Annotated in this window: 16 protein-coding genes and 3 rRNA genes; 3 read left to right on the top strand and 16 right to left on the bottom strand. The window is 64.6% G+C overall.

Annotated features, from left to right (window positions below):
- Positions 1 to 83: 83 nt before the first annotated feature.
- The 4 genes from LTV02_RS33830 to LTV02_RS33815 all read right to left on the bottom strand — a co-directional run bounded on the left by LTV02_RS33830 (position 84) and on the right by LTV02_RS33815 (position 5823).
- Positions 84 to 584 (bottom strand): LmeA family phospholipid-binding protein, encoded by a 501-nt coding sequence (locus LTV02_RS33830; protein WP_233035670.1) that lies wholly within the window; start codon positions 582 to 584, stop codon positions 84 to 86.
- Between the two features lie 66 nt (positions 585 to 650).
- Positions 651 to 767: ribosomal RNA gene (gene rrf, locus LTV02_RS33825) — 5S ribosomal RNA — on the bottom strand.
- A 104-nt stretch (positions 768 to 871) separates the two neighbouring features.
- A 23S ribosomal RNA gene (locus LTV02_RS33820) occupies positions 872 to 3977 on the bottom strand.
- 329 nt (positions 3978 to 4306) lie between these two features.
- Positions 4307 to 5823 (bottom strand): 16S ribosomal RNA (locus tag LTV02_RS33815).
- The 16S, 23S and 5S rRNA genes sit together here, the layout of an rRNA operon.
- Positions 5824 to 6349: 526 nt before the next feature.
- Between LTV02_RS33815 and LTV02_RS33810 the strand changes: the two genes are divergently transcribed.
- Complete coding sequence (locus LTV02_RS33810) at positions 6350 to 6562, top strand: hypothetical protein (RefSeq protein WP_233035669.1); 213 nt, start codon at positions 6350 to 6352, stop codon at positions 6560 to 6562.
- 6 nt (positions 6563 to 6568) lie between these two features.
- Here LTV02_RS33810 and LTV02_RS33805 read toward each other — a convergent pair whose 3' ends face one another.
- From LTV02_RS33805 to LTV02_RS33795, 3 genes are all read right to left on the bottom strand, one after another.
- Positions 6569 to 7336 carry an IclR family transcriptional regulator gene (locus LTV02_RS33805; protein WP_233035668.1) on the bottom strand — a complete coding sequence of 256 codons (768 nt, stop codon included), beginning with the start codon at positions 7334 to 7336 and terminating at the stop codon, positions 6569 to 6571.
- A gap of 177 nt (positions 7337 to 7513) precedes the next feature.
- Positions 7514 to 8131, bottom strand: a complete 618-nt coding sequence (locus LTV02_RS33800) for a hypothetical protein (RefSeq protein ID WP_233035667.1) — start codon at positions 8129 to 8131, stop codon at positions 7514 to 7516.
- A gap of 350 nt (positions 8132 to 8481) precedes the next feature.
- Positions 8482 to 9282 carry a hypothetical protein gene (locus LTV02_RS33795; RefSeq protein WP_233035666.1) on the bottom strand — a complete coding sequence of 267 codons (801 nt, stop codon included), beginning with the start codon at positions 9280 to 9282 and terminating at the stop codon, positions 8482 to 8484.
- A gap of 308 nt (positions 9283 to 9590) precedes the next feature.
- Between LTV02_RS33795 and LTV02_RS33790 the strand changes: the two genes are divergently transcribed.
- Complete coding sequence (locus LTV02_RS33790) at positions 9591 to 10457, top strand: SDR family NAD(P)-dependent oxidoreductase (RefSeq protein ID WP_233035665.1); 867 nt, start codon at positions 9591 to 9593, stop codon at positions 10455 to 10457.
- 99 nt (positions 10458 to 10556) lie between these two features.
- Positions 10557 to 11048, top strand: coding sequence for a hypothetical protein (locus LTV02_RS33785; protein ID WP_233035664.1), 492 nt, complete (start codon positions 10557 to 10559; stop codon positions 11046 to 11048).
- Positions 11049 to 11151: 103 nt separating this feature from the next.
- Here LTV02_RS33785 and groL read toward each other — a convergent pair whose 3' ends face one another.
- From groL to LTV02_RS33740, 9 genes are all read right to left on the bottom strand, one after another.
- Positions 11152 to 12774 (bottom strand): chaperonin GroEL, encoded by a 1623-nt coding sequence (groL, locus tag LTV02_RS33780; protein WP_067721293.1) that lies wholly within the window; start codon positions 12772 to 12774, stop codon positions 11152 to 11154.
- 452 nt (positions 12775 to 13226) lie between these two features.
- Entirely contained in the window at positions 13227 to 13535 is a 309-nt protein-coding gene (locus LTV02_RS33775) for a DUF222 domain-containing protein (RefSeq protein ID WP_067721292.1), read from the bottom strand.
- Positions 13536 to 13588: 53 nt separating this feature from the next.
- The gene (locus LTV02_RS33770) at positions 13589 to 14338 is read right to left on the bottom strand and encodes a Clp protease N-terminal domain-containing protein (RefSeq protein WP_233035663.1); all 750 of its coding nucleotides are present in this window, start codon (positions 14336 to 14338) and stop codon (positions 13589 to 13591) included.
- A 193-nt stretch (positions 14339 to 14531) separates the two neighbouring features.
- Positions 14532 to 14888: a hypothetical protein gene (locus tag LTV02_RS33765; RefSeq protein WP_233035662.1), complete on the bottom strand. Its 357-nt coding sequence runs from the start codon at positions 14886 to 14888 to the stop codon at positions 14532 to 14534.
- A 63-nt stretch (positions 14889 to 14951) separates the two neighbouring features.
- Complete coding sequence (locus LTV02_RS33760; RefSeq protein ID WP_233035661.1) at positions 14952 to 16073, bottom strand: NAD(P)/FAD-dependent oxidoreductase; 1122 nt, start codon at positions 16071 to 16073, stop codon at positions 14952 to 14954.
- Positions 16074 to 16174: 101 nt separating this feature from the next.
- Entirely contained in the window at positions 16175 to 17074 is a 900-nt protein-coding gene (locus LTV02_RS33755) for an RNA polymerase sigma-70 factor (protein ID WP_233035660.1), read from the bottom strand.
- Between the two features lie 139 nt (positions 17075 to 17213).
- The gene (locus LTV02_RS33750) at positions 17214 to 17645 is read right to left on the bottom strand and encodes a hypothetical protein (RefSeq protein ID WP_067721287.1); all 432 of its coding nucleotides are present in this window, start codon (positions 17643 to 17645) and stop codon (positions 17214 to 17216) included.
- Positions 17646 to 17806: 161 nt separating this feature from the next.
- On the bottom strand, positions 17807 to 18160 hold the full coding sequence (locus tag LTV02_RS33745; protein ID WP_067721286.1) for a UBP-type zinc finger domain-containing protein: 354 nt from the start codon (positions 18158 to 18160) through the stop codon (positions 17807 to 17809).
- Positions 18160 to 19623, bottom strand: a complete 1464-nt coding sequence (locus LTV02_RS33740) for an ATP-binding protein (RefSeq protein WP_233035659.1) — start codon at positions 19621 to 19623, stop codon at positions 18160 to 18162. The genes LTV02_RS33745 and LTV02_RS33740 overlap by 1 nt, the downstream gene beginning before the upstream one ends.
- Between the last annotated feature and the right edge of the window lie 8 nt (positions 19624 to 19631).

Raw genomic sequence — 19631 nt, 5'->3', positions numbered from 1 at the left:
CATCCAGAAGATGTAGGACAGATGGAGGGACATGCCAGGTATTCGAAGTCGGCGGGCACATGGAGCAAATCAGCGTGCGCTGGTTAGGACTTGCCCTTCAGGGAGTCGATGTCTACGAGGACGTTGGTGCCGGTGCCGGTTACGACTACCGTGGTGCCCTCCATGCGGATTCCGGTGGGTACCACGCCGAATGGGAGTGTGCCGGCGACGTCGAGGAGGACAAGGGGGCGGAGGGCGCTGAAGCGGGCTGTTGCTTCGAGGCGGTCTACGGGAATTTTGTGGAGGCGCCGCTCGGCCAGGTCTGCGAGGGGAAGGTCCAAGCCGTGCAGGGTGGCCTCGACGTCTATGAAGCCGAACTTCTCGGTGCCCACGTGATTCGCTCTGACTACTACCTCGTCGTATTTGCCTTGGGCGGCTTGGAGGAGGACCGGGAAGCCCTTGATGTCGACGGAGGGGTCGGAGCCGAGGTTGGCTGTGTTGCGCATGGATTCGGATGCGGCTTTTTCGGCGTAGGCTGCGGCGCCGAAGTCGGCTGCTACTGCGAGGCCGGTGAGGACCAGGAGGATTACGAGGAGCGTTCGCACGTCAATATCATTGCAGGAGAAACGAAAAAGGCCCCCAGCGTTAGCTGGGGGCCTTTTCGAATGATGTTCCGGCGGTGTCCTACTCTCCCACACCCTGTCGAGTGCAGTACCATCGGCGCAGGTGGCCTTAGCTTCCGGGTTCGGAATGGGACCGGGCGTTTCCCCACCGCTATAGCCGCCGTAACTCTATGAAACTAGACACAGAGAGCCAATCCCGTTACCGGGCTTGTCTTCTCAGGTATCTGTGTGTTGTTTCAGATACCGCACAGTGGACGCGTAGCAGCTTTGTTGGTAAGTCCTCGGCCTATTAGTACCGGTCACCTACACCCGTTACCGGGCTTCCAGTTCCGGCCTATCAACCCAATGGTCTGTTGGGGGCCTTAACCCATCAAGTGGGTGAGAAACCTCATCTTGGAACAGGCTTCCCGCTTAGATGCTTTCAGCGGTTATCCCTTCCGAACGTAGCAAACCAGCCGTGCCCTTGGCAGGACAACTGGCACACCAGAGGTTCGTCCGTCCCGGTCCTCTCGTACTAGGGACAGCCTTCCTCAAGTTTCTGACGCGCGCGGCGGATAGAGACCGAACTGTCTCACGACGTTCTAAACCCAGCTCGCGTGCCGCTTTAATGGGCGAACAGCCCAACCCTTGGGACCTACTCCAGCCCCAGGATGCGACGAGCCGACATCGAGGTGCCAAACCATCCCGTCGATATGGACTCTTGGGGAAGATCAGCCTGTTATCCCCGGGGTACCTTTTATCCGTTGAGCGACACCGCTTCCACTTGCCGGTGCCGGATCACTAGTCCCGACTTTCGTCCCTGCTCGACCTGTCGGTCTCACAGTCAAGCTCCCTTGTGCACTTGCACTCGACACCTGATTGCCAACCAGGCTGAGGGAACCTTTGGGCGCCTCCGTTACATTTTGGGAGGCAACCGCCCCAGTTAAACTACCCACCAGGCACTGTCCCTGAACCCGATCAGGGTCCGAGGTTAGAGGTCCAATACGATCAGAGTGGTATTTCAACGACGACTCCACGAATACTGGCGTGCATGTTTCACAGTCTCCCACCTATCCTACACAAACCGTACCGAACACCAATACCAAGCTATAGTGAAGGTCCCGGGGTCTTTTCGTCCTGCCGCGCGTAACGAGCATCTTTACTCGTACTGCAATTTCGCCGAGTCTGTGGTTGAGACAGCTGAGAAGTCGTTACGCCATTCGTGCAGGTCGGAACTTACCCGACAAGGAATTTCGCTACCTTAGGATGGTTATAGTTACCACCGCCGTTTACCGGGGCTTAAATTCTCAGCTTCGCACCGAAGTGCTAACCGGTCCTCTTAACCTTCCGGCACCGGGCAGGCGTCAGTCCGTATACATCGTCTTACGACTTCGCACGGACCTGTGTTTTTAGTAAACAGTCGCTTCTCACTGGTCTCTGCGACCCCTCCTAGCTCCCACCGTAAAGGTGTTCACCGGGCTGGGTCCCCCTTCTCCCGAAGTTACGGGGGCATTTTGCCGAGTTCCTTAACCACAGTTATCTCGATCGCCTTAGTATTCTCTACCTGACCACCTGTGTCGGTTTGGGGTACGGGCCGTGTACCAACTCACTAGAGGCTTTTCTCGGCAGCATAGGATCACTGAATTCGCCTCAATCGGCTACGCATCACGTCTCAGGCTATATGCGGTGCGGATTTGCCTACACCACGCCCTACACGCTTACACCAGGTATTCCATCACCTGGCCCAGCTACCTTCCTGCGTCACCCCATCGCTTACCTACTACACCCAGGGTCTCGTGCAGCCACTTCCGGCTCCCCGAAGGGAGTCCATCCGCTTTTGGACGATTAGCACAGATGATTCGATATTTGGCGCGGATACACGGGTACGGGAATATCAACCCGTTGTCCATCGACTACGCCTGTCGGCCTCGCCTTAGGTCCCGACTCACCCTGGGCGGATTAACCTGGCCCAGGAACCCTTGGTCATTCGGCGGACGAGTTTCTCACTCGTCTTTCGCTACTCATGCCTGCATTCTCACTCGCGCAGCCTCCACGGCTGGATCACTCCGCCGCTTCCCTGGCTACACGACGCTCCCCTACCCATCCACGCTCCTGGCCCGAAGGCGGGATAATGCGTGAATGCCGCGGCTTCGGCGGTGTACTTGAGCCCCGCTACATTGTCGGCGCAGGATCACTTGACCAGTGAGCTATTACGCACTCTTTCAAGGGTGGCTGCTTCTAAGCCAACCTCCTGGTTGTCTTCGCGACCCCACATCCTTTTCCACTTAGTACACGCTTAGGGGCCTTAGCCGGCGATCTGGGCTGTTTCCCTCTCGACTATGAAGCTTATCCCCCACAGTCTCACTGCCGCGCTCTCACTCACCGGCATTCGGAGTTTGGCTGACTTCGGTAAGCTTGTGGGCCCCCTAGGCCATCCAGTAGCTCTACCTCCGGTGAGAAACACGCGACGCTGCACCTAAATGCATTTCGGGGAGAACCAGCTATCACGGAGTTTGATTGGCCTTTCACCCCTACCCACAGCTCATCCCCTCAGTTTTCAACCTAAGTGGGTTCGGGCCTCCACGACGTCTTACCGTCGCTTCACCCTGGCCATGGGTAGATCACTCCGCTTCGGGTCCATAGTGTGCGACTCGTTCGCCCTATTCGGACTCGCTTTCGCTACGGCTCCCCCACACGGGTTAACCTCGCCACACACCGATGACTCGCAGGCTCATTCTTCAAAAGGCACGCCATCACCCCACAAGAGGGCTCTGACGGTTTGTAAGCGCACGGTTTCAGGTACTATTTCACTCCCCTCCCGGGGTACTTTTCACCTTTCCCTCACGGTACTAGTCCGCTATCGGTCACCAGGTAGTATTCAGGCTTATCGGGTGGTCCCGACAGATTCACAGCAGATTTCACGGGCCCGCTGCTACTCGGGTGCTCATTACAAGAGCCAAGATGTTTTCGCTTACGGGATTCTCACCCTCTACGATAGGCCGTCCCAGACCACTTCAGCTAACAACTGGGTTTCTTACTCTTGCTCCTCACGGCAGTGAGAAGAAAATGAGTCCCACAACCCCAGAAACGCAACGCCTGCCGGCTATCACACGCTCCTGGTTTAGCCTCTTCCGCTTTCGCTCGCCACTACTCACGGAATCACATGTTGTTTTCTCTTCCTGTGGGTACTGAGATGTTTCACTTCCCCACGTTCCCTCCACACACCCTATATATTCAGGTGCGGGTGACACGACATCACTCGTGCCGGGTTTCCCCATTCGGAAATCCTCGGATCTCAGCTCGTTTGACAGCTCCCCGAGGCTTATCGCAGCCTACTACGTCCTTCATCGGCTCCTGGTGCCAAGGCATCCACCGTACGCTCTTTATCACTTACTAACAAAGATGCTCGCGTCCACTGTGCAGTTCTCAAACAACACACAAGATTGATTCTGTATCTCAGCACCAGCCCGAGCACGCTCGGCGGTATGACTGAAGAACCAGTCTCGTCGTTTTTTGCCTGGAAAAAATCGCTTCCGCGTGTTCTTTCAGGACCCAATAGTGTGTCGGTATATCAATCGCGGCTCCGGACATGGCCGGCGCCTTGATGCGATGAGTTTGTCAGTGTTCCACCCATGAGCGTCCGCCGGAAAACGTATGTTTCCGAAACGGTCTCTGCCAGAGCGACATTCACCTGTGTGAAGTGCTTCTGGAGAAGTGCTCCTTAGAAAGGAGGTGATCCAGCCGCACCTTCCGGTACGGCTACCTTGTTACGACTTCGTCCCAATCGCCAATCCCACCTTCGACGGCTCCCTCCACAAGGGTTAGGCCACCGGCTTCGGGTGTTACCGACTTTCATGACGTGACGGGCGGTGTGTACAAGGCCCGGGAACGTATTCACCGCAGCGTTGCTGATCTGCGATTACTAGCGACTCCAACTTCACGGGGTCGAGTTGCAGACCCCGATCCGAACTGAGACCGGCTTTAAGGGATTCGCTCCACCTCACGGTATCGCAGCCCTCTGTACCGGCCATTGTAGCATGTGTGAAGCCCTGGACATAAGGGGCATGATGACTTGACGTCGTCCCCACCTTCCTCCGAGTTGACCCCGGCAGTCTCTCACGAGTCCCCGCCATTACGCGCTGGCAACATAAGATAAGGGTTGCGCTCGTTGCGGGACTTAACCCAACATCTCACGACACGAGCTGACGACAGCCATGCACCACCTGTACACCGACCACAAGGGGGGCCATATCTCTATGGCTTTCCGGTGTATGTCAAACCCAGGTAAGGTTCTTCGCGTTGCATCGAATTAATCCACATGCTCCGCCGCTTGTGCGGGCCCCCGTCAATTCCTTTGAGTTTTAGCCTTGCGGCCGTACTCCCCAGGCGGGGCGCTTAATGCGTTAGCTACGGCACGGATCCCGTGGAAGGAAACCCACACCTAGCGCCCACCGTTTACGGCGTGGACTACCAGGGTATCTAATCCTGTTCGCTACCCACGCTTTCGCTTCTCAGCGTCAGTTACTGCCCAGAGACCCGCCTTCGCCACCGGTGTTCCTCCTGATATCTGCGCATTTCACCGCTACACCAGGAATTCCAGTCTCCCCTGCAGTACTCTAGTCTGCCCGTATCGACTGCAAGCTTGCAGTTGAGCTGCAAGTTTTCACAATCGACGCGACAAACCGCCTACAAGCTCTTTACGCCCAGTAATTCCGGACAACGCTCGCACCCTACGTATTACCGCGGCTGCTGGCACGTAGTTGGCCGGTGCTTCTTCTACAGGTACCGTCACTTGCGCTTCGTCCCTGTCAAAAGAGGTTTACAACCCGAAGGCCGTCATCCCTCACGCGGCGTCGCTGCATCAGGCTTTCGCCCATTGTGCAATATTCCCCACTGCTGCCTCCCGTAGGAGTCTGGGCCGTGTCTCAGTCCCAGTGTGGCCGGTCGCCCTCTCAGGCCGGCTACCCGTCGTCGCCTTGGTGAGCCGTTACCTCACCAACAAGCTGATAGGCCGCGGGCCCATCTCGCACCAGTAAACCTTTCCAACAACCCCCATGCAGAGGCTGCTCATATCCGGTATTAGACCCAGTTTCCCAGGCTTATCCCAGAGTGCGAGGCAGATCACCCACGTGTTACTCACCCGTTCGCCGCTCGTGTACCCCGAAGGGCCTTACCGCTCGACTTGCATGTGTTAAGCACGCCGCTAGCGTTCGTCCTGAGCCAGGATCAAACTCTCCGTTGAAGACTCTAGATTTACCGCCGAAGCAGCGAATCAGAAGTATCTCGAACCAGAGTCCGAAAACCTAGCAATGAACGCCAGCAAAAAGTATTTGCTGACTAAATGTCCGACCCTCACACGGGGGGTGAGGAATCGGAACCAAATTAAATATTTGGCACTGACATTCATCGACACACTATTGAGTTCTCAAAGAACACACGCACACACCAACGCCCGGGCTCTAGTCCCGCTTGTCGGTGAGGCTGCTTGTTTGTTGCTTGTGAAGCTTAGCTCAGACTCTCCGGCAGAACCAAATCCGCTGGTCGGTCGAAACTAATCTGATCATCAGGCGCTCCTCGTCCAACCTCGTTTCCCAGGCCCTTGGGGCTCCGGGTCGGTGTCCGTGTCGCTCTGACCTGGAATAAGTTACGTGTTGCTACGAACCGATGTCAAATCGCCTGGTCAGAGGTCTAATTGAGGCGTGTACGTCTGCGATTGGTCGATCACCACCCCGCTAGTCGGCGAGTTCGCGGAACGAATACCCGGAGAAATGGAAACCAACTGGCGCGTTTCTTGGTTACCGGGACGCCTGCTCACCCGGGACCAAGCGCTGGCCGCCATGGAATTGGTCGAACTGCTCTACGACCCCGACTACCCGAACGACGCTTCCCTCCGGTCGAAGGTCGTGATCATCGCGGAGGTGCTCGGCATCCGGCCCATCGACGCGGCGGTCACGCTCTCCCAGCGCCACCCCGATCCCTGAGGCGGGTCACCGCGCGACCGCATCCCCGAGCTGACGCGCGGTGGTCACCACCAGATCGGTGAGGAAACGCGGCGGCGCGGTGGCCGGGACGACGGCGGTCACCGCGCCCAGGCAGACGCCGTCGCGGGACCACACCGGAGCGGCCACACAACTCAGGCCGGGGAAGGCGTCCTGATGATCCGCCACCGTGGCGCGCGGATCCCGGATCGTCGATCGCATGCGCTGCCACTCCCGCGGCGACCAGCAATCCGGCAGGGCCGGTCCGCTCGGGCGCACGGCGTGCAAGACCCGGCCGGCGGCGGTCCGGCCCGTCATGCCGCTGTCCAATCGCTCGAAACCGTCCAGCCAGCGCATCTCCCCCACCGCCGCCGACACCACGCGGAACGTCTCGCCGCCCTGCAGCCGCACCAATTGCGCCGCGCCGCGAGAGCGGGAAGCCAAGGCCCGCAATCGATTCCGCGCGAGGCGATGCACTACCGGGTCGGCCAGCCAGCGATTGCCGATCCGCGCCATGGCCCGGCCCACGTAGTAACGCCGCTCCACCCGCTGCACCGCGTCGAGCTCCACCAGCTGCTCCGCCAGGCGATGCACCGACGACTTCGGCAGTCCGGTCGCGCGGGCGAGTGCGCTCAGACCGAGCCCGTCCTCGGCCGCGCCCAGTGCCTCCAATACCGCGAACGCGCCGTCGAGCACGCCCCGGCCGCGCGGGTTCCATTCGGCCGCCGGACGCGGCCGGTCGTCTTCCGGCGGGGAAGGGAAAGGGAGAACGGTCATTTCGGCACCTCGTCGCAAGGCGAACACGAGACGGAAATCGGACGGCACCGGCCGAAGCAATTCCACTGTAGGTTCGCCCGGACGTGCGGGCATGCGATACGCACTACCTGATTTCAGCCGCCCGACCACTCGAAAGCGGCCCGTCGGTCCGGTGGCCGGACCGACGGGTGGCCGGATTCAGAATCCGGCGCGCTGCACGAACTGCCGGGCAGCGTCCGCATTGTCGAAGGTGGACAGCGAGAAGTAGAGATTGCTCGCCGGCAGGAAGATCTCCACGGTCGCCGTGCCCTTGGAGTTCTGGCTACCCGGATCGATGCGGACCAGGCGCGAACCCTCGTCGGACAACCAGTCCGGATGCTGACTGGTCCAGATCCGCTTCAGGTAATCGGGCTTGGTGGTGATGTAGGCGGTCGGATAGTAGTCGTTGTCCGGATGCCGCATCAGCCCGCTGAGCAGGGCGTCGTGCGCACTGAGGGTGAACCCGGCCGCGGCGTCGTAGCCGAACATGGTGTCGGCGGGACGCTCCCGGATCGAATTCTTCAGCACCGCCTGCCGCACCGCCGCGGGCAGCGCGTCGACAACCGGCTGCAAGGAGGCGGGCACGGGCTGCTGCGCCTTGGCGGGGGTGGTCGCCTTGGCCGTGGTCGTCGGCTTCGTCGTCGACGATTCGGTGGCCGACGGCTCGCTCTCGGCCGAAGTCGATTGCGCGGCAGCCGTATTCGTGGCCGCGACCGTGATGCCGCCCTTGTCGTCGCCGGATGCGGCCAACGCGATGACGGCGACGATCGCGATCACCAGCACCACCGCGCCGCCGATCAGGATGAGCGGAGTTTTCGACCCCGGACCACCCGGCGGAGTGGGTGCAGGCTGCCATTGCCCGGGCGGTTGCCCCGGCGGCCCGGACCAGCCCGGCTGTTGCGGCTGGCCGCCCCAACCAGGCTGTCCCTGCGGTGGATATTGGGCCTGACCTTGCCCGGAAAAGCCGGGCTGAGCTGCGGGTTGCGGTGGATATTGGGCCTGACCTTGCGCGGGAAAGCCCGGCTGACCTGTGGGTTGCGGTGTGTGCGACGGCCCGTGGGCCGGGCCGTAGGGCGCGGAATTGCCGGGGTGCGGTCGCTGCGGTGGATACGTCATCTGTCAGCGCCTCACAGACCCGCGCGCTGGACGAACGTCAGTGCCGACGCCTTGTCCTTGAAGCCGGTGACCGCGAGGTACAGGTTGGTCTCGGTATTGAAGTACTCCATCGTTCCGCTCACGCCCTTGTCGTTGAAGCGGATCAGTTTCGATCCCTGTTCGGTCAGGCGATCGGTGAACTGCTTGCGCCACAGAGCCGGCAGCCGCGACGGGTCGGTGCTCAAGTGCGCGAGCACCGCGCGGTCCTTGCCGCCCTCGGTGAGACCGGCGATCAGCGCGTCGTGCTGCCCGATATTGAAGTCCGCGCCGGTGCCGAACGAATCGTCGTCGGTATAGCCCGGTTTGGTGGTCCGGTTGAAGTTCGGCGCGACCGCCTCGCGCAGTGCCGCGGGCATCGCGTCGAGAATCGGCTGCACGTCGGCGGGCACCGGGGCGGCGGCCTTCGCGCTGGTGGTGGGCGACTTCGGCGTGGACTTGCCGCTGGACGGCGCGGTCGTGGCCGCGGCGGCGGACGACGCTGCCGAGGGTGCGGGCGCGCTCGTGGCCGTGGACTTCGCGGTGGTGCCGCCGTCGCCGCCGCCGGTCGCGAGCACGACGGTGACGACCACGACCAGCATCACGGCCAGGCCCGCGCCGAGCAGCACCAGCGGTGATTTCCATACCGGCGGACGCGGCGGCTGCCCGCCCCACTGCGGCGGCACGCCGCCCGGCTGCGGCGGGAATCCGCCCTGCTGCGGCGAGGTTCCGTAGGGCTGCTGCCCGAATGACTGCGGCTGACCTTGGCCCTGCGGACCGTATCCGGGCGACTGCATTTGCCCGGGTTGTTGTGCATAGCCGGGCTGTTGTCCCAGACCCGGCTGTTGCCTCGGACCAGGTTGGCCGTACCCCGGCCGCGGGTGGCCCGGCTGCTGTGGAAAGCCCTGACCACCGGGTGGTTGTTGCGGAAAACCTGGTTGCCCCTGCGGCGGATAATTCATGGATCTTCTCCCCGTCCCCGAAGAACCGGCCTCCCCGGACCGGTTCGCGGCTGAGCCTACCGACCGGTCACGATCGTGGGGCGGTTCGGTGCCTTTCCCGAACCCTCGCCCCGAATATCGCAGGGGCACTTAGCATCCAGCCCATGCGAGATCTCTCCGGATTGCTCTACCGCGTCAAGCATGCCCTCGACACCCAAGTCTCGATGTCGCGGATCAAGCGCGACCGCACGCTCGCCGAGGCGGTGGGCGGCAAGCGGGTGCTGATCACCGGGGCTTCGTCGGGGATCGGGCGGGCTGCGGCGGTGCAGTGCGGGGCGGCCGGGGCGACGGTGCTGCTGGTCGCGCGGCGCGAGGACGAATTGCGGGCGGCCGCGGCGGAAGTCGAGGGGCAGGGCGGGAAGGCGGCGATCTATCCGTGCGATCTCAATGATTTCGACGCGCTGGACGCCATGATCGCGCAGGTGCTGGCCGACCACGGCGGGGTGGACATCCTGGTCAACAATGCCGGGCGATCCATCCGGCGGCGGCTGGACGAGTCCTACGATCGGCCGCACGACTACGAGCGCACCATGCGGCTCAATTACTTCGCGGCCGTGCGGCTCATGCTCGCGGTGCTGCCGGGTATGCGGGAGCGGCGCGACGGGCAGATCATCAATATCCTGTCGGCCGCGAATCTGTTCGGCGGCTCGGGTTACGGCGCTTACGTGGCTTCGAAGGCCGCGCTGGATTCACTGAGCGACAGTCTTCAGGTCGAGACCCTCACCGAGAACGTGCGCTTCACCTCGATCTACATGCCGCTGGTGCGGACGCCGATGATCGCGCCCAATCCGCTGTACGCGAAGGCTTCGGCGCTCAGCCCGGAGCAGGGGGCGCAGGTCATCGCCGACGCGGTGATCGATCGGCCGCGGCGGCTCGGGCCGCTCCTCGGGCGCGTCACCGATGTGATCGACGCCCTGCTGCCCGGGCGCACGGATGCGAGCCGGGCGGCTCGATTCCAGGGTGGAATGTAGAGCGCCGCAAGGCTTTTAGCCGGTTCGCAAGAATCGGTTAAGCGCTGCCGGGAATGGTCATCGGCGAAACGATCATGGACCGAGCAGCGGAGGCACGCGATGAATCACCCGAACGGTTACCCGGGATACTCGGTCGCGCCGGTCATGTATCCGCCCGGGCAGTTCCAGTACGCGCCGTCGACGCGGCCCGATCCCGCGACGGCCATCTGCGCGGCGGTGTTCGCGCTGACGTTCGGGCTGTTTGCGGCCTGGGGCGGCTATTCGGCGCTGACGCTGCTGTCGCGCTTCTCCGGTTCGGTCCGCGCGACCGTGCCGTACTGGCTGCTCCTGCAACTGCCCGCCGCGTTCCTGCTGCTGCTCGGCGGAGTCCTGTTGCTGTGCAGGCTGACCGTCGGCCGCGTCATGGTGATCGGCGGCAGCGCGCTGGTGCTCGCCGAGCTGTTCACGATGATCGCGGAGCGCGCCGTCCGCGGCCAGCACCTCTATCTCGGCGGTCTGGCGTTCAGCGCGATGTTCATCATCCCCGCGATCGTGCCCCTCATCCTCGCGGCGCTGCCGTCGACCGGCCGCTGGATCCGGGCGGCCCGATAAGCGAGACGCCCGCCGGCCGCCCTGCTCCCAGGAAAGCCCGAAGGCCGACCACCTGATGGTGGTCGGCCTTCGGTTGTTCAAAACCGTTGCCGGAGGGCAGGACTCAGAAGTCCATGCCGCCCATGCCGCCGGTCGGGTCGCCCGCGGGGGCGGCCTTCTCCGGCTTGTCGGCCACGACGGCCTCGGTGGTCAGGAACAGCGCCGCGATGGAGGCGGCGTTCTGCAGCGCGGAGCGGGTCACCTTGACCGGGTCGGCAACGCCGGCGGCCAGCAGGTCGACGTACTCGCCCGAGTCGGCGTTCAGGCCGTGGCCCGCCGGGAGGTTCGAGACCTTCTCGGCGACGACGCCGGGCTCCAGGCCCGCGTTGAAGGCGATCTGCTTCAGCGGCGCGGACAGCGCGACGCGAACGATGTTCGCACCGGTGGCCTCGTCGCCCGACAGGGTCAGGGCGTCCAGGGCGGGAGCCGACTGCAGCAGGGCCACGCCGCCACCGGCGACGATGCCCTCTTCGACGGCGGCCTTGGCGTTGCGCACGGCATCTTCGATGCGGTGCTTGCGCTCCTTGAGCTCGACCTCGGTCGCGGCGCCGGCCTTGATCACCGCAACGCCGCCGGCCAGCTTGGCCAGGCGCTCCTGCAGCTTCTCACGGTCGTAGTCCGAGTCCGAGTTCTCGATCTCGGTGCGGATCTGCGCGACACGGCCCTTGATGGCCTCCGGGTCGCCCGCGCCCTCGACGATGGTGGTCTCGTCCTTGGTGATGACGACCTTGCGGGCCTGGCCCAGCAGCTCGATGCCGGCGGTCTCCAGCGAGAGGCCGACCTCTTCGCTGATGACCTCGCCACCGGTCAGGATGGCGATGTCGGCCAGCATGGCCTTGCGACGGTCACCGAAGCCCGGGGCCTTGACGGCGATGGACTTGAAGGTGCCGCGGATCTTGTTGACCACCAGGGTGGAAAGGGCTTCGCCCTCGACGTCCTCGGCGATGATCAGCAGCGGCTTGCCGGCCTGGATGACCTTCTCCAGCAGCGGCAGCAGGTCCTTGACGGTCGAGATCTTCGAACCGACGAGCAGGATGTACGGATCCTCGAGGACCGCTTCCTGACGCTCCGGGTCGGTCACGAAGTAACCGGAGATGTAGCCCTTGTCGAAGCGCATGCCCTCGGTCAGCTCCAGCTGGAGCCCGAAGGTGTTGCTCTCCTCGACGGTGATGACGCCTTCCTTGCCGACCTTGTCCATGGCCTCGGCGATCAGCTCACCGATGGACGAGTCGCCCGCGGAGATACCGGCGGTAGCGGCGATCTGCTCCTTGGTCTCGACCTCCTTGGCGGTGGCGAGCAGGGAGGTGGTGACGGCCTCGACGGCCTTCTCGATGCCGCGCTTCAGACCGAGCGGGTTCGCACCGGCGGCGACATTGCGCAGACCTTCACGCACGAGCGCCTGGGCGAGCACGGTGGCGGTGGTGGTGCCGTCGCCCGCGACGTCGTCCGTCTTCTTGGCAACTTCCTTGACGAGCTCCGCGCCGATCTTCTCGTACGGGTCCTCGAGCTCGATTTCCTTGGCGATGGACACACCGTCGTTGGTGATGGTGGGGGCGCCCCACTTCTTCTCCAGCACGACGTTGCGGCCCTTCGGGCCCAGGGTCACCTTGACGGCGTCAGCGAGGGAGTTCAGACCACGCTCGAGACCGCGGCGAGCCTCTTCGTCGTACGCAATTGTCTTGGCCATTGCGTTGAGATCCTCCAGATCTGGGGATTGACAGTGTTCTGGCCAGGCTTGGTGCCCGCGACGGACGACCAGGATTCTGGCCTCACCGCCCCGACCTAGCACTCACGTGATTGGAGTGCCAATGACCTTTTTAGCACTCGCCATGAGTGAGTGCAAGGTATGGGGCTTCGTCCCGAACCCGGGAAAAGGGAACTCGGGGGCGCTGCCCCCGAACCCCCGAAAAGGGGCGAGAGCTGGCCCTGGACCCCGAAGGGAACGGCGGGAGCCGCTTCGCCGGCCTCGAAGGTCACCGAACCCGGTGCGCACCAACCCGAGTGGCGAGTCCGGCGCCGGGCGACGAACCGGCGACACCAGCGGTGAAGCGGAGATCGGCGACAGCGGAAACGAGACGACGATCGACCACACCGGAGGCCGCCGTCGGCGAGAGGTCTCGACCGAACCTCGCGATGGTTTCACGCGGGGTGGAAGCCGGAGCGTTCGTCGACTCGGAGGAGGAGGGCGATGAGGGCGTCGGTGCGGCGTTCCTCGGGGGTGCGGGGTTCGCCGTCTTCGACGGTGACGAGTTCGGCGTCCTGGAGGAGGAGTTCGGCTTCGATGCGCATGATCGCGCGGATGAAGGGTGGGGCGACCTCGGGTGGGAGGTCGCCGGTGACGATGTAGCCGCCGTCCGGGGCGTCTTCGGTGGAGACATAGAAGAGGGCGCGCATCAGATCGGCGCGTCTTTCGCCCGCAACTAGGTCGGAACCTTCGTCGTCCGCCATGCCGATATCGTATCGGTCCGAACCGGCGCACCCGGGGACGCGGGCCCGCAGAACTACTGCGAGTCCGAAGACGCCGAGGTCGGGGCCTGCGAAGTCAGCGAGGACAGCAGCGCCACAAGATCGGCGGAAATCTCGTCTTTGTGCAATCCCAGACCGGACAAGACGCCCGAACCGTTCTCCAGATCGAGCAGCGCGAGCAGCAGGTGCTCGGTGCCGACATAGTTGTGACCGAGCCGCAGCGCCTCGCGGAAGGTCAGTTCGAGCACCTTGCGGGACTCGGCGGAGAAGGGAATGAGGGCGGGGAGGGCTTCGCCGTCGGATACCGGCAGCGCGGCCGTCGCGACCCGGCGGACCGCGTCGGCGGACACACCCTTGGCCGTAATGGCCTGGACCGCGAGCGATTCCGGATCGGCGACCATGCCGAGGATCAGGTGCTCGGGCACGATCTCGAGGTTGCCGCCGTCGCGGGCCAGCTCCTGCGCGGCGACCACCACCTTGCGCGCCCGCGAGGTGAAGCGGGCGAAACCGGCGTTCGGATCGAGCGCGGCGGCGTCGCCGGCGGGCGCCTTGGGCACGAAACGCTTCTGGGCGGCCTGCTTGCTCACGCCCATGCTGCGGCCGATGTCGGTCCAGGACGCGCCGGAGCGGCGGGCTTGATCGACGAAGTGGCCGATCAGGTGGTCGGCGACCTCACCCATGTGGTCGGCGACCACGACCGCGTCGGAGAGCTGGTCGAGCACGTCGTCGGGGCGGGCCTTCTTGATGCCATCGATGAGGTCGTCGAGGCGGAATGGGTTCGTCATTCGTCAACCTTAGGTTGACTTGGTGGCAATGGTCAACCCGTAGTTGACGGAAGCCTTCGCAACTCTCGTAGCTCTCAGGGGCAAGCCCCTGAAACCCCGAGAGCGGGAACCGGTCGATGCTGGGCCCGTTCCTCGACCCCGTGACCGAGCAGGGAGTACCGGCCGCGGAGCCGGGAGCGAGCCGTGGCGATCGTCAACGACCGGTAGCCGCCGAGATCTCCGCGACGACCGCGTCCGGATCCTCGACCTCCACCACCACGTGCGTGTACTTGCCGCCGTCGGACAGGTCGATCACCACCGCCTTCGCCGGATCCCGCACATCCCAGAACCAGCGCTGACCATCGTGGAGATAGGTGCCCGCGGTGATCACGCGCGGAATATAGGTGCCCGGCAACCGGATTCCGTGCGGCCGCGCGGCGATCTCCGGATCGACGGCGACCTTGCGCACCGAGGTGAGCGGAATCGTCAAGCGGCCCTTCAACGCCCACACCTTGTGCCAGCCCTGCGGTTCCACCACCAGGTTCCGACCATCGACAAACACCTTCGCCATACCGAGTTCCTCCGGGTTCGGGAAAGACCGATCGACTCGATCCTTCCCGAATCCGGCCGCCGATCAAGTGAGCGGCGACAGGCGCGCCGCCCCGCCGACCGCGCGCACGATGGACTCCTTGACGAAGACCCCGAGCCGACCGGTGAACACCCGATCGGTGGGCGCGTCGTCGGGCCGCACCCGCTGCACGACCGCGTCCCGGCGGCCCAGGCTGATGCATTGCAGGACATAGCCGAACGAATGCGCTTCCGGTTCGCGCCCGCGCAGCCGCGACACGATCGAGGCGCCGACGTATTTGCCCGCGGGCAGCGCCGTCGCGCAGGCCATGCGCAGCGCCCGGCCGTCCGATCCGGGCATGAGGGCGCAATCGCCGACGGCGTAGACCGCCGGGTGCGAACGCGACCGCAGCTTGTCGTCGACCAGCACCCGGCCGTCCGCGTCCACCGCCAGCCCGGACCGGATGGCGACGTCCGGCACCGCGAATCCGGTGCACCACAACACGATTCCGGCCTCGATGCGCTCGCCGCCGACCAGCTCCAGCCCCGCCGCGGTGACCTCCCGCACCTTGACGCCGGCGTGCACCCGCACACCCAGCCGATCGAAGGTCGCGCGAATGTGGTCACGAGCCTTCGCCGACAGCCAGCTGCCCGGCTCTTCGGCGCTGACCAGCTCCACCTCGAGGTCCGGCCGCGATTCCGCCAATTCGGCCGCCAGCTCGATCCCGGTCGCGCCGCCGCCCACCACCGCGACCTTGCCGGTCAGTTCGGGAATCCGGGCGAGATCCTCGGGAGTGGCGATGCTGTAGGCGAATTCGCCCGCACCGGGCACCGCCGACCGATCGCCGCGACTGCCGAGGGCATAGACCAGGGAGTCGTAGTGGAGGGCCCAGCCCGCGCCCCGCGCCGCGCCGTCCGCCGCCAGCTCGACCCGCCGCGCGGCCGGGTCGATCCGTTCGACGCGGGCCTGCACGAACTCGATCCCCTTGCGCTCCAGCGACTTCCGGATATCGGTCCGCCGCACCGGCTGCCCGGCGAGCGCCTGGTGCAGGCGTACCCGATCCACGAATTCGGCCCGGGCGTCGATCACGGTGACCTGCGCCCCCTTGGCGCGCAGCGCCTGCCGGGCCGCCGCGAGTCCGGCATAGCCCGCTCCGAGGATGACGATTCGATGCGCTGCGGTGGTCATGGGGTGGTCCTTTCGCTTGGCCGACACCCTCTAGACCGGATAGCGCCCCGATTCCTGACAACCCGTGGACGTGACCCGCGTCACGCCGCCGAGTCGCCGGGTCAGAGCGCGGCCCGTTCGGCTCCCGCGAAGTACGCCAGTTTGTCCGGGTTCACGACCAGGTAGAGAGCGGCCACGCGATCGGCGGCGAAGTCGACGCCGACCACGCTGATCACGGTCCCCGCCGCCCGCACCACGAAAGCGGGTGCGCCGTTGACATTCTCGATATCGATGGCGAGCCCCGGAGCCTGCGCCAGATCGTGGTTGAACAGATGCACCAGGTAGCGGGCCACCCGGGTGGCGCCGACCACGGCGCGGCGGGCGGCATTGATCCGGGTGCCGCCGTCGGCGACCGAGACGATATCCGCGGCGAACAGCTGTTCCAGCGCCGCGATATCGCCGGAGGTCGCCGCGACGAGGAATTTGTCGAGGAGTTCGCGGGCGTGCGCGGGGGTCGGGTCGAAGCGGGGGCGATCCTCGCGGACGCGGATCGCGGCGCGCCGGTAGAGCTGCTGCGAGTTGGCCTCGGTGAGATCGAGCATGTCGGCGATCTCGCGATGCGCGTAACCGAACGCCTCGCGCAGGACGAAGACCGCGCGTTCGGCAGGAGTCAGGCGTTCCATCAGGGTGAGGAAGGCCAGGGACACCATTTCGCGTTGTTCGGCGGATTCGAGCGGGCCCAGTTCGCCGTGCGCGGTGCGCACCGGCTCCGGCAGCCAGGGGCCGACATAGGTTTCGCGGCGGGCGCGGGCCGAATCCAGCCAGGTGCGGCAGATGTTCACCAGGACGGTGGTCAACCAGGCTTCGGCGGAACGGATTTCGGCGCGGCGGCCGGTTTCCCAGCGCAGATAGGTCTCCTGCACCGCGTCCTCGGCCTCACCGGCCGATCCCAGCATGCGGTAGGCGAGCGCGAACAACCGCGGCCGATGCAGCTCGAATTCCGTCAGCCCCGCGGCATCCATCCGTCCACCCGTCCTCGCCTCGCGCAGTCGTGTGAGGGGACGATACGCCTGCCCGCCGCACCAGCCCCGGTGAGAATGGACACCTGACCGAAAAGGAATGGCGGCGATTCGAATCCGGCAGGCGCCGGAAAGGGCACGGCTACTTGGAAACTCGGATGGCCACGGCCACGGGGGTGTTGGCGTAGCCGGCGGATAGGCAGGCCAGTTTGGCGGTGCCGAGCGCCACGTTCGGGCTGCCGTCGAGAGCGGAGCCCGGATTGGCATTGAGGATCTGGGTGATGACGGCCTTCTCGGTGGCCTCGTCCAGGTCGCGGAATTCGCCGCAGGTGGTCTTGGCGCCGTTGGGGGCGGTGGTCTTCTTGGCCGCCGCGGTCGTGGTGGCGGCGTGCGCCGGCGGTTCGACCGGCGGCGTGACCACGGACGATGTGGCCGCGGACGTCTTCACCGCGGTGCTGGATTCCTGCCGGACGCCATTGGATTCGGTCGACGCCGATTTGGTGTCCGACCCGCAACCGGCCAGACCCAGCACCATCGCGCCCGCCGCGAGGGCGATGACAAAAGTCCGCTTCATACCCAGCTTTCCGAGCTGCCCGGAGGTGCTGCCGCACCGCTGTCCGGGGAGTGCCTGCGCACCGACCTGCCCGGCGCTCGCAGCACACTACCCGGACACGGCGACTCCCGGTAGTGAAAGTTCGCGGGCCGCAAAACCGCTGCGAGCGACCCCGGACGGCCTCAGTTCAGATGCTGCTGCCAATCGGCCGGCACCCGATCGCGCGGCCCCGGCACCGACTGGTCCAGCGGGTGATGGTGCGGCGGCGCCAGCTTCGGCCCGCCCTCGAACATCTCCTGGCTCGGGAAGTTGTAGAACCATTCCTCGCCGGGCTCGTAGCTCTGGATGAACGGGTGCCCGGTGGCCTCGAAGTGCTTGGTGCCGTGCTGGTTCGGGGACATATCGCAACAGCCGATATGCCCGCACTGGGCACAGCGGCGCAGATGCACCCACCAGCCGCCGCTGGCATCGCATTCCACGCAGCCGGCCCCGCTGGGCGCGACGTCCGGATCGATACCCGCGATCTGCTCGGTCATCAGTTGCCTTCCGTAGTGGGTTGAGCCGCCGCGGCTTCCGGGGATTCCAGCGGCAGCCGGACGATGAACCGGGTGTCGCCGGGTACGGATTCCACGCGGATGTCACCGTGATGCTTGTTCACCACGATGCGGAACGAGATATCGAGCCCCAGCCCCGTGCCCTCACCGACCGGTTTGGTGGTGAAGAACGGTTCGAAGATGCGGGTCCGGATCTCGTCCGGAACGCCCGGCCCGGTATCGCCGATTTCCACTGCGACACAATCGTTCTCGCGATAGGTGCGCACGGTCAGCGTACCGCTCCCGCCCATCGCGCCGATGGCGTTGTCGATCAGGTTGGTCCACACCTGATTCAATTCCGCCGCGTAACAGGGCACCTGCGGCAGCGTGCGGTCGTACTCCTTGACCACCTGGACCTCATCGCCGATCTTGCGGCCCAGCATGACCAGCGTGGAGTCCAGCAGTTCGTGGATATCGACCACCTGGAACGGCGCGCGATCCATCTGCGAGTACTGCTTGGCCGCGTTCACCAGCGTGGAGATGCGGGTGGTCGAATCGGCGATCTCGTTCATCAGCAGCTCGGTCTCGACCGTGTAGTTGAGCCACTTGATCGCACCCTCGAAAGTGTTTCCGCTGCACGCGGTCAGGGTGCCGTGCACGGTTTCCAGCCAGTCGATGTCCAGCCCGGCCTGCACGAAGGTCGGCGCGATATCCCAGGCATTGCCGACGCCGTGCGCCTCCAGCCAGTCGCCGAGTTCGTCCTCGCGATCGGCGGCCTCCATGAGCGTCAGCGTCGGAGCCTTCAGGACCTGCGCGGCCGCCTCCTCCTGGAACTGCACCATGGCTTCCAGGGTCTTGGAATCGAACTTGCCCTGCGACATCATCTTCAGCTTGTGCCGCATCCCGGCCACGCGTTCGCGCAGCGAGGAGGTGGCGCGCACGGCCGCGGCGGCCGGATTGTTGAGCTCGTGGGTCAGGCCCGCCGACAGCGAGCCCAGCGCCAGCAGGCGTTCCCGCTGGCCGATGCGCTCATTGGCATTGCGATTGCCGAAGAAGACGCCTTCCAGCAGGTGCAGGGCCATCGGGAACCATTCGTGCATCATGCGCGAGAAGGTCCCGGCGTCGAGCACGAAGAACTTGGACGGCTTGGTGACGTAGAACGTGCTGGAGTAGGTCTGCTCGACCTTGTCGCCCATGTACGCGGTCCATGCGCCCGAGTACGCGCCGTGATGATCGGTGCGGACCAGTTCGATCTCCTCGCCGCCCGACATCTTGGTGAGCAGCACCTCGCCCTCCATGAGGACGTAGAAGCAGGTCGCCGGATCGCCCTCGCGGAAGACCAGTCCGGGCTCATAGGTTTCCACGCGCCCGTCACGGCACAGCCAGGCCAGCTGTTCGTCGTCGAGCTTCTCGAACAGGAACAGCTCGCGCAGTTCGTTCGGGTCGCAGATCAATTGGTGTCCCACGGTGTCTC

Origin of the sequence: Nocardia yamanashiensis, assembly GCF_021183565.1 — a bacterium.
GTDB classification, from domain to species: Bacteria; Actinomycetota; Actinomycetes; order Mycobacteriales; family Mycobacteriaceae; genus Nocardia; species Nocardia yamanashiensis.
The sequence above is the reverse complement of the archived record's forward strand: the minus strand, read 5'-3'. Positions and strand labels throughout refer to the sequence as shown.

Bases quoted from the DNA above. Each gene is read 5' to 3' on its own strand.
- LTV02_RS33810 (WP_233035669.1), top strand. From the start codon at position 6,350: ATGGAAACCAACTGGCGCGTTTCTTGGTTACCGGGACGCCTGCTCACC.
- LTV02_RS33805 (WP_233035668.1), bottom strand. From the start codon at position 7,336: ATGACCGTTCTCCCTTTCCCTTCCCCGCCGGAAGACGACCGGCCGCGT.
- LTV02_RS33795 (WP_233035666.1), bottom strand. From the start codon at position 9,282: ATGCAGTCGCCCGGATACGGTCCGCAGGGCCAAGGTCAGCCGCAGTCA.
- LTV02_RS33790 (WP_233035665.1), top strand. From the start codon at position 9,591: ATGCGAGATCTCTCCGGATTGCTCTACCGCGTCAAGCATGCCCTCGAC.
- LTV02_RS33785 (WP_233035664.1), top strand. From the start codon at position 10,557: ATGAATCACCCGAACGGTTACCCGGGATACTCGGTCGCGCCGGTCATG.
- groL (WP_067721293.1), bottom strand. From the start codon at position 12,774: ATGGCCAAGACAATTGCGTACGACGAAGAGGCTCGCCGCGGTCTCGAG.
- LTV02_RS33775 (WP_067721292.1), bottom strand. From the start codon at position 13,535: ATGGCGGACGACGAAGGTTCCGACCTAGTTGCGGGCGAAAGACGCGCC.
- LTV02_RS33770 (WP_233035663.1), bottom strand. From the start codon at position 14,338: ATGACGAACCCATTCCGCCTCGACGACCTCATCGATGGCATCAAGAAG.
- LTV02_RS33765 (WP_233035662.1), bottom strand. From the start codon at position 14,888: ATGGCGAAGGTGTTTGTCGATGGTCGGAACCTGGTGGTGGAACCGCAG.
- LTV02_RS33760 (WP_233035661.1), bottom strand. From the start codon at position 16,073: ATGACCACCGCAGCGCATCGAATCGTCATCCTCGGAGCGGGCTATGCC.
- LTV02_RS33755 (WP_233035660.1), bottom strand. From the start codon at position 17,074: ATGGATGCCGCGGGGCTGACGGAATTCGAGCTGCATCGGCCGCGGTTG.
- LTV02_RS33750 (WP_067721287.1), bottom strand. From the start codon at position 17,645: ATGAAGCGGACTTTTGTCATCGCCCTCGCGGCGGGCGCGATGGTGCTG.
- LTV02_RS33745 (WP_067721286.1), bottom strand. From the start codon at position 18,160: ATGACCGAGCAGATCGCGGGTATCGATCCGGACGTCGCGCCCAGCGGG.